This window comes from Curtobacterium sp. MCLR17_045, assembly GCF_003234405.1.
Taxonomy (GTDB): domain Bacteria; phylum Actinomycetota; class Actinomycetes; order Actinomycetales; family Microbacteriaceae; genus Curtobacterium; species Curtobacterium flaccumfaciens.
The window spans coordinates 141,033-157,830 of record NZ_QKTB01000003.1 but is presented as its reverse complement, the minus strand read 5'-3'; the positions used below and the strand labels follow the sequence as shown (position 1 = coordinate 157,830).

Below are 16,798 nucleotides of genomic sequence, written 5' to 3'. Positions count from 1 at the left end.
TGATCGGAGGGATCTCTGACGCCGCGCAGCTACGCGATGCGAAGGAGTGGCGTTTCGGGCTTCATGAAATCCGCCAGGCGATGAAGGAAACCATCCCTTCGCCATCGGTATTTGTCTTGGGGATGCCGACCCCGAGTAGTCTTCCCGGTTTCCGAACCCGACCCAGTGGCCTGGTAGACCGTGCGGCCGCTTCGCTCAATCACACCTCGTCTTCATTCTGCGAGGAGACACCCCTAATGACTTTCATACCGCCATTCAGCAGCACGGAAGAGAGCAATGACGGTCGGCTACGATCAGCCAACGACTATCGCCGACTCGCCGCACACATCGTTGAGATCATGGCATCCGCATCCGTCAGCAAGCGTCCAATCGACCATCGACACTTTGGAAACAGTAGCCCTGAACGAGTACTTCGTAGGCTTTACAAATTTACAGGTCAAAACGCATCAAAGTATCCCCGAGTGGGACACGATCGAACGGTTCGTGGCCGCTACCGTTGGGTCGCGTCCGCGAAATCCCGGACATACTCAACAGGGGAGCACATGAACACGAAGCGATTCGACAATGTGTCGACTTTGAGAATGCGACTGACTGCGTTACTTCTAGTTATAATCACTTTGGTGATGGGTGCGACTCTTATCGCGCCGCGCAAAGCCGCTGCGGACGTCAATCCAAATGACTGGGCGGACACGTATATGAACCTTGGAGTTTCCGCGAGCCCGACGCAGGCGAGTCAGTACGATGCCCTCATCCGTAGCATCCAAGCTGCGTCCGGTCACAACTTTCGGGATGGCGTCTCCACGACTCAGTGGCCGGCAAACGGGCTGATTCGGGTCCAGCTCTCCTTCGAGGGACAGTCTGTTCGGCTGTGGCTTCAGCCGAACAATTTATACGTCGTTGGTTACGAGACATCCGACGGTCATGTGTTTTCGTTCGCCGATGCTCCCGCCCTTCAAGACACCATGCGGACAATGGGTGATCACCACGGCGGGTCGCTGCTCCAGTACGGGTACGTGCAGTCCTTGAACTTCGCAAGCGATTACAACAGCTTGGTGCGAGCCGCGGGACGCGGTCGAGAGAGTATGCCAGTCTCGTACCGGGACGTCATCTACTCGGTGCAGAATTTGGCAGGTGCAACGAACCCCTATGGTGGGAATCAGCAGGCCGTGGCACGGTCCCTGATGTTGCTCGTCCAGTACACGTCGGAAGCGGTTCGCTTCAATGATGTGTTCGGCGTGATGCGCGATGTTACTGCGAACCCGACGTCTTACTATGGGGGCCTTCCGATGTTGCAGCAGCGATTGGAAAACTCGTGGGGCGCGATCTCCGACTACGCGTTCAGTGTGTCGAACAACTCGACGACCGCGCCTCGAACGATCGTTGGGGTGGGTACGCTCTCGTCCTGGAACGACGTCCGGCGGTATATGCGGACGCTCCTCGCAAATCCACCGACGGATAGCGGCGACTGGAACCACTCAGAGTTGTAGTCGATAAGCGAAATCAACCGAGATGGCGCGCTCAGAATGCTTCAACGTTCTGAGCGTGCCATCTTTCTACTCAACCGCATCAATCGGTTCAGCCTAGGCTAGCCGCCAAGGTGTCTGTCGCCCTGCATCGCTCAGACGATTGATCTCGGTGAGGCAATCCCAAACGACCGATGGCGCTTCCCGCGTTTGTCGCAGGGAGCGCCACCGGTCGTTGGCCCCGTATCGCCGCCGCTAGTTCGGGCGGCCGTACGTCTCGAGGAGGCGCAGCCAGATCTCGTTCATCGTCGGATACGCCGGCACCGCATGCCAGAGCCGGTCGATCGGGACCTCTCCCACGACGGCGATCGTCGCGGCGTGCAGCATCTCGGCGACGTCTTGACCGACGAAGGTCACGCCCACGATGACGTTCCGGTCCTGGTCGACGACCATTTTCGCGCGCCCGCTGTAGCCGTCTGCTTGCAAGGAGGCACCTGCGACGTGGCCGAGTTCGTATTGGACGGCGCGAATATTCAGTCCCTGCGCTCGCGCCTGCGCCTCGGTGAGGCCGACGCTTGCGACTTCTGGGTCAGTGAACGTCACCTGCGGTACTGCCGCATGATCGGCGGTGGCAACGTGACTGCCCCACGGCTCGACGTGAAGTGCTGTGCCGTGATGTCGTGCGGCGATGGCTTCGCCTGCGGCTCGAGCCTGGTATTTGCCTTGGTGAGTGAGGAGAGCGCGGTTGTTGACGTCGCCGACGGCGTAGAGCCAGTCCGTTCCATCGACGAGCATGCTGTCGTCAACCGTCAGCCAGTCTCCCGCGGTGATTCCGACCGTCTCGAGGCCGAGGTCGCGGGTGTGCGGGGAACGTCCGGTGGCCGCAAGTACTTCGCTGGCTGTGACCTTCGATCCGTCGTTGAGCGTGGCCGTGATGAGACCGGTGGGGTCGCGGGTCACCTTGGTAGGGGTGACGTCTGTTCGGACGTCGACGCCGAGTTGTCGCATCCCCATGGCGACAAGTTCGCCGGCGAACGGTTCCATGTCTCCGAGGAGAGTGTGGCGCGCTAAGAGCGTGACCTTCGAACCAAGTGACGCCCATGCAGTCGCCAGCTCAGATCCCGCGACTCCGCCGCCGATAACAAGCAGGCTCTCGGGGACCGCGTGCGCGCTCGTCGCTTCTCGAGTCCCCCACGGGTTGGAATCGGCGAGACCAGGGATGTCCGGCAGAGCGTGGAGCGAGCCCGTCGCGATGACGATCGCAGCTCGGGCGGTGTGGGTCTGCCCGTCGACCTCGATCGTCTTCTTTCCCGTAATGCGGGCATGTCCACGCAGTAGCGGGATATCCGCTGATCGGAGCCAGGCGACCTGGCCGTTGTCCTTCCAGTGCGACGTAAATCCGTCACGGCGAGCGAGCACCCGTTGCGCGTCGACGTGACCGGTCACGGCTTGCTTCGCTCCATCGAGGCGCTTCGCGGCGGCGAGTGCGTGCCCGCTGCGCAGCAGCGCCTTGGATGGCATGCAGGCCCAGTAGGAGCATTCGCCGCCCACGAGTTCCGATTCGACGATCGCGACTGAGAGGCCGCGCTTGTGCGCGTAGTCCGCCACGTTCTCGCCTGTGGCGCCAGCGCCGACGACGATGACGTCGTAATTAGTGATTGTCATCGCTCAACGTCCGTGAACAGGCCAGTGAAGGTGCCTCCGGCGGCGGCAAGCTGTCCGAAGAACTTTCCGCCGGCTTCGGATGCAACAGCTGCGGATGCGTCTTCGTACGTCGCGAAGTACAGGTCGAGCGTGCGGTGGGCCGGCGTGGGCGTTCCGTCTTCCTTCGGCCACACCTTCGCTGATTCGAGTCGCTGCAGGGCCGGAATGTTGCTGGCGCTTTCGAGGAGCGCGGGGATGTGCTGTTCGAAAGCGTTTACGTCGGCGGGGTTGTCGATGATGAGCGTGATCTTCGTGGTCATGATGGACTCCTTACTATTACGCGAGCTGTGGAAGCGCCGCTGTCGGTGTGAGTGGTTGGAGTTATTGGATGGGGCAGACGCCGACCCTCATCGGTTTGCCGATGTGGGTTCAGCTCGCTCCCGCCTGCTCCGTTTCAGAAGGAGCAATCGGTTCGAGATGAGGAAGTCGTCCGACACGTGAGGACTCTCACCGGAGACTCCGTCTGCCTGGCCTTCAGTTGGAGAGGCTGAGGGCTCGGCGCCGCAAGGGCGGTCATCACCCGTGGCGCCTCGAGCGTTGCGCCCATCTGGAGCCGTACTCGGTCCGACGCTGCGGTGCCGTGGCCGTCGCGGCTGGTTTCTCTGATCAGCACGCACCCCCTTCTACCGCCCCGCCTTCCGAGGCTGGGCTGGAGTAGCGATGACGCTAGCGAGAATGGCGCTGCTCGGCCTGTCCCCGGGAGGTGCATGCTCGAGTGGCCGTCTCGCGAGAACAGCGCTTGGCCCTCGGCGGCGAGGCGCGCGCTGACGAGACCCGTCGCCCGGACGCCGTCAACCAAGCCTGTCAACAGATGGTCCGTCTTCGACCGGGTTCTTGCGCCTTCGTGCGTGTAGGGCCCGGGCGCGCCACAGGCTGCGCTCGCTGCCCTTCGGAGGGACACGCTCGCGTCGATCAAAGCAGTTACCTTCGAGGCGTCGCTTGACCGAAAGGCAGTACATCGTGCAGGAATACAAGTCGGATCTCGCGGAAACGCAGACAATCACGGGGCCCAATGCGACCTTTGCGTACCGTCGTTTCGGGCCGCGCGGTCAGACTCCAATGGTCATGGTGATCCGCCTCCGCGGAACGATGGATCACTGGGATCCGGCGTTCCTGGAAATTCTCTCCGCAGAGCGCGATGTGATCGTGTTCGATAACCGGGGAATCAATGCCTCTAGCGGCACCGCGGGGTCGTCCATATCGGAGATCGCCGATGGCCTCGTGGAGTTCCTGGACGCTCTGAAATTGTCGCAGGTCGACCTGTTTGGTTGGTCCATGGGCGGCATGGTCGCGGCGACCACAACGCTAGATCATCCAGAGCGGGTACGCCGTCTTGTGTTCTCCGGAAGCACTCCCGGCACCATCGATGGGCAGCCGATGGCCAGCGCGAAGGTCTGGCAGATCGCGGGCCGCGAAGAGAACGACGACAACGACTTTCTGTACCTCTTCTTCCCGCAGACGCCAGAAGCGAAGGCGCTCGGAATCGCGTCTCTCCGTCGTCTGGATGTTCGTCTCGAGGCCTCGGGCGCAGCGGTCAGCCCGGAGGCAACTCGCTCGAGCATCGACGCCATCCGCTCATTCGGAGCTGGTGTGTTCGATCGCTTTTCCGAGATTTCCGGCCCGGTTCTGATTGGAGCTGGCGCCCACGATGTCATGGCACCGCCGCATTCGAGCTTGCAGTCTGCGTACGTGCTGCGGAGTGGAAAGGTTGTGGTGTACAGCGACGCTGGCCATGGTTTCCTCTTCCAGCACTACGAGGACTACGGGCGAGAGGTGCTGACCTTCCTGGCAGCGTGAGCCTCGGTTCGGGCGAGGCGCCTAACGCTCGGCCCGAACCGAGCCCCCGCTCAGATCGTGCAGTAGTTGAGCGGGTCGAGTGCTGCGGTGAAAACGATCTGCTTCGCCAGCACCGTCTGGCCCGTCGCGATGATTACCGGCGTGCCCTCGAGCCGTAGGGACGCGCTAGTGCCGTCAGAAGCACCTGCCTGATTCGCGAGTGGGCTTGTGAACGAAGGGACGGCCATGGCCGAACGACCGGCTGCAGTCGCGGAACGGACCGCAGCCTCGGCGCGCTCTCCCTCGCCAACAATCAACACGTCCCAAACTTCGTCGATCACGCAACTTCCAACCCTCAGCAGAGCAGTAGCATTCCACGGCGCACGGTGCCGCAGCCTGCGGCGGCCTGGTTGTTGCCGGTTGCTCTCTCGATCGCGGTTGCGACTCGGCGGTCAGTGCGCTGCGTCGTAGGCGTCCCGGATCTCCTGAGCGATTCGCCCACGACTGGAGACGGTGTATCCGTTCTTGCTCGCCCAGTCTCGGATAGCAGCGAGATCTTCCTTCGGCGTCCGACGTGCTGTTCCGGTCGAACGGCCAGCCGCCCTGCTGCTCGCCTTGCGCGCCGCGGCCACGTAGTCGGCGAGGGCGTTTCGGAGTCCTTCGATGTGCTCATCGGAGAGGTCGATGACGTAGGAGTTGCCATCGAAGGCGAACTCCACCGCGCGCCCCTGCCCGGATTCGATTGGCGTACCGTCGAGGTCGTCGATGAGTTGCACCAGTGTGCGCTGAGCCATAGCTTCTTCCATTCTGTAGCGATCGGAACGGAGAGAGCATATTGCTTCAGACCTACTGTTCGCCTCAATTGCGCCATGTTTCGAGCGGATTGAGACCATCGAGAGTTACCGCATCGGCCGGGAGGTCACTATCTGGCTGAATTGTATTGCTCGACCACAAATCACCCGTTATTTGGCGCCACACCCAAATCAGCGCAGGTTCTGGCGCTCAGCGCCTTGTCAGCTCTTTCCGTCAGTCGCGGCTACCGACGCCGGGAAGATTCGCCGTGCCCGACGAAGGTCGCACGGGCCGATCGCGCTACATCTCCGACTTCGCGGATCACCGGCGGGCGGTGACCCCGCCGGCAACCGGCACACAGCGCGCGTCCAGCTGGCAGCGCTTCAAGCGTTGGGTGCAGTCGCGGGGAGTGCGCGGCTCAGCGGAAGGGAGTGGCAGAAAGAGCGTCGAGGACAGGCTGTGGGTCCCCGCCGCCGATGAGCCAGAGCCGGGGTGAGCACGGGTGGCCGTCGCGACGAAGCCAGGGCTGCGCGTGGGTCATGAAGCCTCGCAGCGATGCAGGATGTTGGCCCGGCGGTGCGGCGCTGATGACAGCCATGAGATGCGGGATCGTTCCGCAGGGATTGAACTGCCAATCAGGGTAGAGGCGTTGCCCCTCGGCCTCCCACCAGGTGCCGTCGACGGGGTCGATCTGGCGAATACGCTGATGCGCATCGCAGCGCAGCATGAGTGATGCTTGCTCCTCCGAAAACGAAGCCGCTCGCAGGTCGTCCAGCGTGCGTTGGCGCGCCATCTCTAGATCCGTGGCTGCGTCTCCGATGGAGGTACCACGCCCCTCGTTGAGGTAGCCGAGCTGCACTTCCCGATCGCGTCGGCGCGCTTCTGCTTCATCGGGGCGGTTCCGCTGGAGGTCGGCCTCGCTGGTGAGAAGCGCGTCGAACGCCGCCCTGTTCGTCGGCCACGGGTGGCCAGCTTCGGCATTTAGTAGCTCGGCTCGGCCCGCGAGCCTCAACAGGTCGGCATAGAGGCGCTGTCCGTCCGCGGCTGGCTGTTCGTCATCCACACTGAGCTGTGTCAAGTGCGCCAGCAGCAGATCCTGGTCAATTTCCTGCTGCGGTGCCGCGGCCTCACGAAGGAAGTCCGCGACATGATCGATACCGACGCCATCGCGGAGCGCGTCAGCAATCGTTGCCTCGATCCTGCGATACGGGTAGTCGCCCAGCTCCCATGCGACGTCACGCAGCGGAGTGGGGGAATCCGTTCGGATCGTCACGAAATCTGAGGTGGAGTCCGCCTGTATACCGGCAGGGAGGTCGAGGGTCGCTTCGACGGGGACGGTGCCGAACCCATAGTGCTCAAGAGCAGGCGCGCCCCCGAGGACTGGGGGCTGCCGGCCATCGCGTTGCTGCTGCACCCAGCGATCGACCAGGCCCCATGCTGGGTCGGTCAAAAGCCACAGTGCCTGGGCCTCGAGGGTCGGCATCGTCGCGAGACGTACCGCCGCGTGCCCCCAGACGCCTCCGACAACCTGGAAGAGATCCCCCGCCGCAGTCATCTCCTTGAAGACCGCGCTCGCGGAGGCAGCACCGTGTAGCCGCTCGATGAGGGCAATAGTGACGAGTCCGCGCTGTTCGGCACATGCTCGCAGCACGCTGGCCCGCACATCTTCTGACATGGGGAGATGATATGCGTGAATCCGCGCGCCGGGAACCCTTCTACGCATAAGCGGATGAAGCGCGGTCAAGGCGTCAACGCGTACTTTGTTCGCGCACGCTAGCGAAGTTGCGTACTTTACTCGCGGATAGCGGCTTGACGCCGTTGCGTACTCACGTCGCACTCCCCCCAGATTGACGGTGGCCCTTTACTCCGGGCGTCTGCGGCATTATCTTCGCGTCATGGCTTCGGCGATCGAGGGTGGCATGGAACACAACGAGTCGACCGTGCTGACCGGTTTGAAGAGCGCCAGTATCTGGGGACGTCGAGCACGGGTTGCACGATTCGCGCCGCTCCGCGACGGCCTCAGTACGTCAGACCGAGAGGTCTGGCCAACCCCAGACGGGCTGCCGTCGTACGACCTCACTGATCCCGACGAATCGCGCGTCGCTATCCTCGGCGATTGGGAATCACAGGAATGGCTCGTATTCCCCTTCCTCCGACGATTGCAGCGTCTTGCGCCCGACGTGCGAACCATTCTGCATGTCGGAGACCTTCGCTGGAGCGCCCCCGTCGGTTCTACAAAGGGAGGAGGCCGAGGACCGCGGCCTTTCACCTGGAAGCTTGATGAAGAGCTGCAAGAACGCGGTATCCGTCGCCTTATTCTCGTGCCAGGAAACCACGAGTGGTGGGAGCGCCTGGTATGGGAGTTCGCGGACCATCCCGACCGCTTCTTCCGTGTTGGCCAACGGATCTGGATTGCCCCCCGTGGCTTCCGATTTAAGCTTGCCGGGCACACCTACCTCTGCATGGGAGGCGCGGTGTCGCTCGAGCGGGATGGCGGACCGTTTGAAGCGCCGACCGATGAAGAAATCAACTCAGCTATTGACGGCGGCCGCGTAGACGTGCTTCTCACCCACGAGGCGATTGACGCTGACATCGCAGAAGTTCAGCAGCTGATCCGTGCCAGCGGAACGTTCTCGCTGAGCCGCCGCGCCTCGTCGGCGGAGTCTCGTGGAAGGCTGACGCGCCTCTGGTCTGCAGTCCATCCGCAGCAGACATTTCATGGCCACATGCACGTCGCGGGCAGCAGTCGGCAAATCGGCGGTGGTGAGGTGCACAGCCTGAACGTGATTCGGGGGCGTCGGCACGCAGCGCTCCTGACCCTCACGGATCTCTCAGTACGTTGGCTTGAAGACCTCTAACGGCAAACGTGTTCGCGTTCGAGGCTGACTGCGACAACGTCATCGCGCGGTCAAGGTGACCTCCGCGTTCTACGACCAGTCCCTAAAAATAGAGGTCACCTTGCCAGAACGCGTTGCTTCGAACGATTCCTCGAGCCTCGCCTTCTCGACTTCGAGGACGTTATTAATCCGCCTGAGCAATGCAACTTCCGCAGCCAATCTTGCATTATCACCACGAAGACGGGTAACGGACGCATCCAATTCGGAGACCCGTTGTCGCAGCGCTACCTCGCTTTGCGGGACACGGCCCTGACTCCTCACTCGGGCATAGAACTCTTCACGCAGGTCCGTGTGGCGATGCGTGAGGAGATGCCGTTTAACACCTGCTTCCTGCGCTAGAGTCACGACGTTGAGTGCGCCGTTCGACCGGATCGGCTCTCCGTTCAGGAGCCTTGCCATCGCGTCGCGAATGACCTGCCGTTCGTCAGACACCGGCATTAAAGTCCTCCTGAGTACGGCGGTTACGAGCGTGGTCGTCCGCCTGAGCCTCCAACCACTCTGCGTTCGCGATGAGCCTTTGAGCACCAGGCTGCGGCATCGTCGACGCGTCATCCCGGAATCTGCCCGCTCTATCTCGGAGGCCCTGTGCTTGGGCATCAGTTCGAGCGATGTTCGAGCAGTTTGCTTTACAGCGTTCGAGTCGAGGCGTCATGGCGTCGTCCGGATCGTCAGCGGTGAGGCATAGCGCCGTCTCGCGTTTGAAGTTGCACCAGACGAAGGCGTCGTCGTTCTGAATCACAGCAAGGTCTTTATTGCGCAGGAGGCTGAGTGCTTGCTTCTGGCTGGTGATGATGCCGTTGAACTGAGCCGTCTGCTCACGCAAGCTGTCGACGAAACGAAGGGTGGCGGGCCCGGAGATCCCCTCGCCATTGTCGATAGCTTCGGCAGTTTCTGCGAGTCGCATGGCAATTACTCGAGCTGCCTCGAAGTCGATCATGTCCTGGATACCATCGCGAACTCTACTCGCGTATCCCTCTGAGATGGCGGTTCGTAAATGGCCATACTGCACCGCCAACGCTACGAGACCGCCTGGTTGATTAGCGATGTGCCACGCGAGCGTCCGCCGGAAACGCGAGGGCGATACTCGTCCCGCCGGGTCCTCCGGGATCGTGCCCGGCTTCCGCTCGTTGACCCACTGGCTGAAGCGGATAACACTATTTGCAGCGGTCGACAGGCCGACTGACCTCCCTGCGTTTTTCAGGTGCTGGCGAGACGGGAACAGGAGACCCGAATCGACCAGGCCCTCCAAGGCCTGGATGGCTTGGATGACCGGCGTGATCGCGACCCATGGCGCCGGGCGCACCTCTCCGTTGGAGTCATGATTGCCGTTTTCGTCGCGGGCGGTCTTGAAGGTCCTGGAGTGCAGGAGCATCCAGCCGCCGTTCTTACTCGATGGGCGCAGACTGCCCGCCTCCAGTGCTAGCACTTCACCGGGTCGCATTCCGGTGAGATAGGCGGTGACGATGAAGCAAGCCCCACGTAAGAGGCCTGTGAAGGCGGGTACGTCCGCGAGTGGGGCGGTATCAGGTATTAGGTCGTTTCCGGCAAGCCTGACCGTTGTGGGCGCGCCGTGCGACCGCGCATACGCTCTGACTTCTGGGCTTTCAGCCCATTTATAGACTGAGTTGAGTGGAACGTCGTTGATGTAAGCAATGTACGAGTTGTCGATGGCGAGCCGTGCGTTGTGAATTTTCGTTGGCAGCTCTGCGTCCGCGGCCCTGAGCTTGTTGAAGTAGGCGTGCAGCTTCCCAGTCCCGCTGCCGCCGCCGGTGCCGACACTGTTTCGAGCGTGGTCGTAGATCGCCCGTTCGAGCGCGACCGCTTGCAGGATCTCCTTGGATCCGGTCTGGATGAAGTGGATTGCGGAGTTTAGGAGACTGGAGATGGTGGCGGTCGCGAGCGGTTCCGTGTCGTTCTCCCCGCTGGTGCCGGTCGCCGGAGGCAGGTAGTCGTTGATACGCCCGGTCACCCACGGCGGTGCGCTTGCTAAAGCCAGCTGCGGGATCTGTAAACCCGCGACCCACAATCGAGTGATTGCGGTCAAGTGGTTGACAGCCGTTCCACGCGCAACGCGCCGCTCGTCGCGGAGGTACTCGGCATAGTCGGACATCACGGACGATGTGACTTCGGAGATGCTCGGTACGTCACGCGCTTCGAGCCAACGACCAAACATCCGATAGTCGATGGCGTTGTGGTATATGCGCAGGGCGCTCAAGGTCGAGACCATCGTGACTGCCCGTTGTGCAATCGTCTCATCCGGTACGGGAAGATTGAACAATGCCCACACGGCCAGCCGGAAGTGCTCTACATATCGCCGCGGAAAGGTTGACCAGTGAATGCGAACGTTCTGCATCGACGGATTGTTGCTGAAGAAGCGCACGGGCCATGTCGCATCCTCGAAGCGTGGCACCGGGTCCCGCTTGGAAGGAGCCCGCTCAGGAGGGTAGATCGGCTCGGATGGGCGTGGGAGGACGACTTTTGACGACGCCCACGTCGACGCCCATGCATCGCTCATGCGTCAAGGTTTCCCTTCAAAAGGTGGTCAACGGTCGCTCGGTCGGCATCCGTGAGCGTGTCCAATGCTGATTGCCATTGAGCGTGGTTGTAGTACTCGGTCCGGAGGCTGTGCAGACGTTCGAAGTGCGCCCGCCATTCGGACACCCACACGTCCGGTGGCAGGGAGGTCCTCCGGCTGTTGAGGCACTCGTAGAGGTACGCGAGCCGGCCAAGGTGCTTCGGCATCACCACGGCATTGTGACAGGCGAGACACAGCAGAAACGAGGCCGTGCACGGCACTCCCCACGGGGAGAAAGGACTCCGTTCCACGTCAACGCATGCCGACGTCGGTGTGTCCATGCCCCAGTCGCTGTCGTTTGTCTCCACCGTCACCTCTCCGGTTCGGGCGTGCTCGACAGCTCGCTCAAGACCGCGTGCGATCAGATCCTCCGAGTCGCTGATGGTTTGAGGGTCGCGAAGTAGGTAGATACTTTCGTGCGTCTCACGCGAGTTCTGATTCGGCTCTCGTCGGTGCCGATTGTTTACCGCTTTGCGAACACGCCTGAGATTCACTGTTTGCCCGCTAGCGAGACGGAAGTTCTCGCGTGCATGGCCGCCGACGCCGAGCTGGAACATCTCCGCGGCTGTGCCGCCGAGCGATCGTACTCGATGGCCGACCAGGAGTCGATCGGTTGAGAGCCCGTGGGCGGAGAGTGCGTCTCTAGCGGGCTGTGTGACCTCGATAATCTGGCCCAGGAGTCTCGCGGTGCTATCCGGCTTGCTGTCCGTTAGCGTCCGCGTTTCGTAGCGATGCGGCGGCCGCCGGCGTCGCTTCTCCAACTCGACCCGGTATACGGGCTGCGCGGAGCCGCCGTCGATGCGTTCGGGGACCTTCAGCTCCTGGATGCTGGTTTGATTCCACCCTTCCTTGCATGCCAGGAGCACTAGTGCCGCCATCACCTCAGCATCATCGAGGTAGAGCCGTTTCCACGTCCGATCGCGGTGGCCCCCGCCGAGCGCTCTCGATGCCCAGGGCACGGGCGCGCGGTCATGCCAATTGGTGCGGGGCACATCGCCGTCGACGGCGATGCGATCGAGGGCTCGTCCAAGGAGTTCTTCGTCCGTGTCCAGCGCAAACTGTCCCGCTCGGTACGCACGGAGATGTGCTTTATTGGCACGGATGCGATCACGAGCAATCCGCCAGATGCGACGGGCCGCCACGGTAAGGGCGCGCAGCTCGTCCTCGTCGTAGGACGCTTCCGTCGCCTGATCCTTTTTCGCCCGCTTCGAGACAACGCGGCGGGTGTCGTGGGTTAGGAGCTCTGATTCCAGCAGCAGCATTCGGGTGAGCCGCACCGCGCGGCGGGCCGCAGTTGTTCCCGCCTGTCCGAGTCGCCACTCCAGCCACGTTGCGGCGTCCAGCTCTGCGATGCTGCGGGGAACGCGCTCTCGTTTTGCGAGCCATCGCGCGAAGTAGCTGATGGCCCAGTACCCCTGCTTGCTTGACGGCAGGTTGCGCCACGCCCCTGTTGGGTTTGCTCTTCTTGCAAATACCGTCGCCCACTCGAGCCGGAACTCCGGCGTTAGCGGGAGTCGTGCAAAGTCGTACTCGGCGGACCTCGTGCCCTTTTCATTGACATGCGTCACCACGAGGCCACTTAGAACAGCCGGGCGCTGGTGTCTGCCCCCCGGTGGAAGGCTCGCGGGCCGCCCCTTAGACATGCACCACGTCCTGCACTCGACCACTCGCGAGCGCGAGCGCTTGTAGCAACTCGACGCTCTGCTGTAAGTCGCCTTCGAGCAGCGTGCGAACCTGCACGTCACGCACGGGAGCGAGGTAAACGTTTCGGGTGGTCTCCTCGGACTGATGCCCTAAGAGATCCTTGACCATCCGCCAAGGGTTGCCATAAAGCTTCTCGTAATCCCGCCTCTCGCTAGCGATAAGTCCGAAGCGAGAATTCGTAGCGTGCTCCGCGGCAACGAGCATCACAAGAGCGAATGAATGCCTGGCTGAATGAGGGGTGCAATAGGGCGCACCGTCGCCGAGCATTTTGCGGCAACGCTTCGTCGCGGCCGAGAAGACTTGTTCCCAGGAGTGACTTCTGAAGGGCAACCCGCCTTCTCCAAGCCAGAACCACAATGGCTCCAACCCGTCGTCGGTTGTCTTGAATAGTCGCATACGTTCGTCGACTCGTAGCTGATCGAGGGGCATGTGCCGCGTCCGACCGGACTGCTCCTCAGTCCAGTACAAAGTGGTCTCGCCGGCAGAAGGCTCGATCTTGGTCACAATCCACTTGTCGGGGATAGAGTTGTAGCGCCCTGATTTCCGAGCAGCGGTAACCGCGTCGGCTCGCGCGGTTACCTGGTAAGCGCGAAGATGTCCGACCGTCGGCGAAGACACAGGGAACGGCCGCCCGCTCCTGTATTTTGCCGCGGCCTGTGCAACGCGGCTCCACTGATACCGAGACCGACCATCGTTGACTGGGATCTCAAGCGTGAGCAGCGAAGCCGCTTCGGTCCGGCGTAGCCCAGACTCGAACAGAAGGTCCGCGAACGCAGCGTTGCGGTCGCCGTTGCGGGCGTGGAAAGTGTCATCGGGTGCTCCATCTCGAGTGAGTCCCAGAAGACCGACGTCGCGCCATAGCTTCCACATCCGAGGGGTCAGCCATTTCACGTTAGAGCTTCGGACATCGTGTGCGGCCCCATCGACCACCTCCACTATCGATCCGTCACGCCCGCGCGACACAGTGGTCCGAATGGGAGTGGCTTCGATCAGGTTCTCTTGCTGCGCCCACTCATAAAGTCGCTTCAGCGCGGCGCACTCACGTACCCACTTCGCTCCACTAATCAGTCGTGGATTATTCGGAGCCCGACGGCGCCAGTCCTCGTAGTCCTCGAAGTCCCGAGTAGTTGTTTCCAACCATCTCTTTCTCCGGAGCCAAAGGAAGTTGAAAAACGTACGATAGTCATCCGTGTAGGAGCGCTGCGAACTCTGAGCCAGGCGCCGGAACGATCCCGAGTTGAAGTATGCGGTCATGAACGGGTCTGCTCTGCCATCTGGACTCGTCATAAACGGGCTGCCGGGCTTCACTCGCGCTGTAGCTTCGCGGCGGCTCAGCTCATCTGCGTCCCAAAGCCCATCGCCAGGAGCGTCGGCCGACAGCACAGAATCCGCCCAATGCACTCGCCACAACATCACACTCGGAGCCCTCCTGGCTTCAACACTCGAGCCGCTCGCGGTAACACTAGCTCCCGCAACAGCTTGTCTCAATACGGAACCAGGTACACGCGGCGACCGACAAGTCATCCGGTACCGAGCCCCGGACGACGAGCACCGGGACGGTGACCGCTGCGACACCGACCACGACCACGACCCCCGCGGCGAGCAGCAGCCGGGAGCCGAGCTGCCCCCGGACCAGCACGGCGACCGCGATGCAGCCGCACACCAGCACGGCGGCGGCCACACCGAGCACCCCGGCAGGCCAGGGTGCCGAGGCGTAGGGCAGGGCCGCCGCCCCGTGTGCGATGCCCCCGACGGCGGCGGCCGGGACCCACGCGACGGCCGCGAGCCCCTGCGCACCCACCGGCCACACCGGAGCGAGACCACACGCGGCGAGCCCGACCACCGTGACGACCGGCGCGAACGGCTCCGCCAGCAGGTTCGCCGGCACCGCGTAGGTCGGGAGCGCCGCCGACAGCGGGATCGTCACCGGCCAGCACGCCACCTGCGCCGCGACGGGGATCGCGAGTGCCGCGGCGACCGGAGGCCACAGACGACGAGCCAGGAGCTCGGTGAGCGGCGGGCCGAGCACCACGATCCCGCTCGTGGCGAGCACGGACAGGGCGAACGCGAACGACCGGGCGAACCAGGGGTCGACGACGAGCATGCCGACCGCGGCGAGGGCGATGAGCGGGACACCCCGCACCGGTCGGCCGGCCAGGTGCACGACGAGCACCACGATCGCCATCACCGTCGCCCGGACGATCGAGGGGTCGGGCCGCACGAGCACGACGAACACCAGGAGCACGCCGACGGCCGCCGCCGCTCGGGGGCCTCTCGGGAGCCCGCAGGCACGGCCGAGGACCACGACGAGGCCGACCACCACCGCGCAGTTCGCCCCGGACACCGCCGTCAGGTGCGTCAGCGCCGAGGTCTCCATCGCTGCCTCGGTCGTCGGGTCGAGGCCGGAGCGGTCCCCGATCGCGAGTCCGCGCAGCAGTGCCGCTCCGGGCTGCGGCAGGTCGGCAGTGGCCCGGACGAAGGCCTGTCGCGCGGTGTCGGTGGCGCCGAGCAGTCCGTCGGGCGGCACCGACGACGGCGTCCCGCGCAGGAACGCCACGAACGCGGTCGCCGATCCGGGTTCGTCCGGCTGCACGGCGGCGGTCACGGTGACCCGGGCACCGGCTGCCAGCACGGCACCCGGTGCACCGCCGTGCTGGTCGGGGACGAGCCGGACCGGCACGCGGAGCCCGTCGAGGTCGTCCGCACGCACGAGCGTCGCGGTGACGGAGCGGTCACCCGGCACGAGGTCGCGGGTCAGCACCGCCTCGACGTTGACGCGCCCCGCCCCCGGACCGGCGACGAGCGCACGCAGCGGTTCCGGGGCCCGCCTGGACTCCCCCACGGTGACCGACACTGCGAGCAGCGTCGTCAGGGCCCCCGCGACGAGCAGGAGCCCGGCGACGACCGGCACGACCCCGGTGCCCCGTCGCCACCGGAGCACGATCCCGCTGACGCCGGTGAGGAGCGCCGCGGTCCCACCGACCACGGCTGCCACGTCGGGCACGCCGACGAGCAGGGCGGTCGCGATCCAGGCGACCACCACCGGCACCGCGACCCGCAGGTCGATCGCACTCGGCGCGAGCTGCACCGTCGCCCCTCAGACCCGCACACGATCGCGGAGCTCGGCGAACCGCACGTCGCCGATGCCGCTGACGTCGAGCAGGTCCTCGACCGCGGTGAACCGGCCGTGCTCGTCACGCCAGGCGATGATCCGCCCGGCCAGCCCCGGTCCGATGCCGGGCAGGGTCTCGAGCACGGCCTGGTCGGCGGTGTTCAGGTCGACGACGGCGGACTCCTCGCCCCCGGTGCCCGCCGAGCCACCACCGCTCCCGGCTCCGGCGGTGGCAGTCGGCCCGGCGGCAGCACCGTCTGCCATCGGCCCGAGCGCCTCGGGCACCTCCTGTTGCCCGACCCGCGGCACGTACAACCGCTCGCCGTCCGTCAGCACCCGGGCCAGGTTCAGCCGGTCGAGGTCGGCGTCGTCGGTGGCCCCACCGGCACGTTCGAGCGCGTCACCGACCCGGCTCGATGCCGGCAGCTCGACGACACCGCCCCGCCGCACCGCCCCGAGCACGTGCACCACGACGCGCCCGGCACCAGGAGCGGACGGAGCAGCACCGGCAGACGCACCAGCCGACGGCGACGGGCCGCCCGACGCCGCACCGGCCGTCGGCGCCCCACGCACGACGACCCCGCCCGTTCCTTCAGCGCCCTCGCCACCACCCGACACCAGCGCCCCGACGAGCACCACGAGGACGGCGACCACCACCACGACAGCCGCCAGCACCACGGCGGCCCGCGGTGACAGCGCGAGACGGGACCACCAGGGTCCGGGAGACGACGGGGACGACATGCCCCGAACGCTACGGAGCCCGGCCGATCGGCCG

General features: G+C 64.1%; 14 protein-coding genes. 3 read left to right on the top strand and 11 right to left on the bottom strand.

The genetic code is table 11. The annotated features are described in order from the left end of the window. The first annotated feature begins 542 nt into the window (after positions 1-542). A complete protein-coding gene (locus DEJ05_RS17985; protein WP_181440645.1) occupies positions 543-1,487 on the top strand; it encodes a ribosome-inactivating family protein in 945 nt (314 codons plus the stop codon). Positions 1,488-1,718: 231 nt separating this feature from the next. Here the strand turns inward: DEJ05_RS17985 and DEJ05_RS04195 are convergent, their stop codons facing one another. Together DEJ05_RS04195 and DEJ05_RS04190 are read right to left on the bottom strand one after the other, a co-directional pair. Next, positions 1,719-3,128 carry an NAD(P)/FAD-dependent oxidoreductase gene (locus DEJ05_RS04195; protein WP_181440644.1) on the bottom strand — a complete coding sequence of 470 codons (1,410 nt, stop codon included), beginning with the start codon at positions 3,126-3,128 and terminating at the stop codon, positions 1,719-1,721. Beyond that, positions 3,125-3,427 carry an EthD family reductase gene (locus tag DEJ05_RS04190; RefSeq protein WP_111109812.1) on the bottom strand — a complete coding sequence of 101 codons (303 nt, stop codon included), beginning with the start codon at positions 3,425-3,427 and terminating at the stop codon, positions 3,125-3,127. Before DEJ05_RS04190 ends, DEJ05_RS04195 begins: the two co-directional genes overlap by 4 nt. Before the next feature lie 700 nt (positions 3,428-4,127). Here DEJ05_RS04190 and DEJ05_RS04185 point away from each other — a divergent pair. After that, positions 4,128-4,964, top strand: coding sequence for an alpha/beta fold hydrolase (locus DEJ05_RS04185; RefSeq protein ID WP_181440643.1), 837 nt, complete (start codon positions 4,128-4,130; stop codon positions 4,962-4,964). A 50-nt stretch (positions 4,965-5,014) separates the two neighbouring features. Here DEJ05_RS04185 and DEJ05_RS04180 read toward each other — a convergent pair whose 3' ends face one another. The 3 genes from DEJ05_RS04180 to DEJ05_RS04170 all read right to left on the bottom strand — a co-directional run bounded on the left by DEJ05_RS04180 (position 5,015) and on the right by DEJ05_RS04170 (position 7,410). Next, the gene (locus tag DEJ05_RS04180) at positions 5,015-5,284 is read right to left on the bottom strand and encodes a hypothetical protein (protein ID WP_111109810.1); all 270 of its coding nucleotides are present in this window, start codon (positions 5,282-5,284) and stop codon (positions 5,015-5,017) included. A 111-nt stretch (positions 5,285-5,395) separates the two neighbouring features. Then, positions 5,396-5,737: an Lsr2 family protein gene (locus tag DEJ05_RS04175; RefSeq protein ID WP_111109809.1), complete on the bottom strand. Its 342-nt coding sequence runs from the start codon at positions 5,735-5,737 to the stop codon at positions 5,396-5,398. Between the two features lie 416 nt (positions 5,738-6,153). Further along, positions 6,154-7,410, bottom strand: a complete 1,257-nt coding sequence (locus DEJ05_RS04170; protein WP_111109808.1) for a hypothetical protein — start codon at positions 7,408-7,410, stop codon at positions 6,154-6,156. A 220-nt stretch (positions 7,411-7,630) separates the two neighbouring features. Here DEJ05_RS04170 and DEJ05_RS04165 point away from each other — a divergent pair, with 220 nt between their 5' ends. Continuing rightward, positions 7,631-8,593, top strand: coding sequence for a metallophosphoesterase (locus DEJ05_RS04165; protein ID WP_146245012.1), 963 nt, complete (start codon positions 7,631-7,633; stop codon positions 8,591-8,593). 69 nt (positions 8,594-8,662) lie between these two features. Here the strand turns inward: DEJ05_RS04165 and DEJ05_RS17785 are convergent, their stop codons facing one another. The 6 genes from DEJ05_RS17785 to DEJ05_RS04135 form a co-directional block, all read right to left on the bottom strand. Beyond that, complete coding sequence (locus tag DEJ05_RS17785; protein WP_146245011.1) at positions 8,663-9,070, bottom strand: hypothetical protein; 408 nt, start codon at positions 9,068-9,070, stop codon at positions 8,663-8,665. Next, positions 9,057-11,012 (bottom strand): integrase, encoded by a 1,956-nt coding sequence (locus DEJ05_RS04160; RefSeq protein ID WP_181440642.1) that lies wholly within the window; start codon positions 11,010-11,012, stop codon positions 9,057-9,059. Before DEJ05_RS04160 ends, DEJ05_RS17785 begins: the two co-directional genes overlap by 14 nt. Positions 11,013-11,143: 131 nt before the next feature. Then, complete coding sequence (locus DEJ05_RS17780; protein WP_146245009.1) at positions 11,144-12,775, bottom strand: hypothetical protein; 1,632 nt, start codon at positions 12,773-12,775, stop codon at positions 11,144-11,146. Between the two features lie 67 nt (positions 12,776-12,842). Then, the gene (locus DEJ05_RS04145) at positions 12,843-14,165 is read right to left on the bottom strand and encodes an integrase (protein WP_220037000.1); all 1,323 of its coding nucleotides are present in this window, start codon (positions 14,163-14,165) and stop codon (positions 12,843-12,845) included. A gap of 208 nt (positions 14,166-14,373) precedes the next feature. After that, complete coding sequence (locus tag DEJ05_RS04140; protein ID WP_111109802.1) at positions 14,374-15,999, bottom strand: ComEC/Rec2 family competence protein; 1,626 nt, start codon at positions 15,997-15,999, stop codon at positions 14,374-14,376. A gap of 9 nt (positions 16,000-16,008) precedes the next feature. Then, positions 16,009-16,764, bottom strand: coding sequence for a ComEA family DNA-binding protein (locus DEJ05_RS04135; RefSeq protein ID WP_111109801.1), 756 nt, complete (start codon positions 16,762-16,764; stop codon positions 16,009-16,011). Between the last annotated feature and the right edge of the window lie 34 nt (positions 16,765-16,798).

Coding starts and splice junctions, on each gene's coding strand:
- DEJ05_RS04145 (WP_220037000.1), bottom strand. CDS start 14,165: ATGACCGCATACTTCAACTCGGGATCGTTCCGGCGCCTGGCTCAGAGT.
- DEJ05_RS04175 (WP_111109809.1), bottom strand. CDS start 5,737: ATGGCTCAGCGCACACTGGTGCAACTCATCGACGACCTCGACGGTACG.
- DEJ05_RS04195 (WP_181440644.1), bottom strand. CDS start 3,128: ATGACAATCACTAATTACGACGTCATCGTCGTCGGCGCTGGCGCCACA.
- DEJ05_RS17985 (WP_181440645.1), top strand. CDS start 543: ATGAACACGAAGCGATTCGACAATGTGTCGACTTTGAGAATGCGACTG.
- DEJ05_RS04190 (WP_111109812.1), bottom strand. CDS start 3,427: ATGACCACGAAGATCACGCTCATCATCGACAACCCCGCCGACGTAAAC.
- DEJ05_RS04170 (WP_111109808.1), bottom strand. CDS start 7,410: ATGTCAGAAGATGTGCGGGCCAGCGTGCTGCGAGCATGTGCCGAACAG.
- DEJ05_RS04135 (WP_111109801.1), bottom strand. CDS start 16,764: ATGTCGTCCCCGTCGTCTCCCGGACCCTGGTGGTCCCGTCTCGCGCTG.
- DEJ05_RS04165 (WP_146245012.1), top strand. CDS start 7,631: ATGGCTTCGGCGATCGAGGGTGGCATGGAACACAACGAGTCGACCGTG.
- DEJ05_RS17785 (WP_146245011.1), bottom strand. CDS start 9,070: ATGCCGGTGTCTGACGAACGGCAGGTCATTCGCGACGCGATGGCAAGG.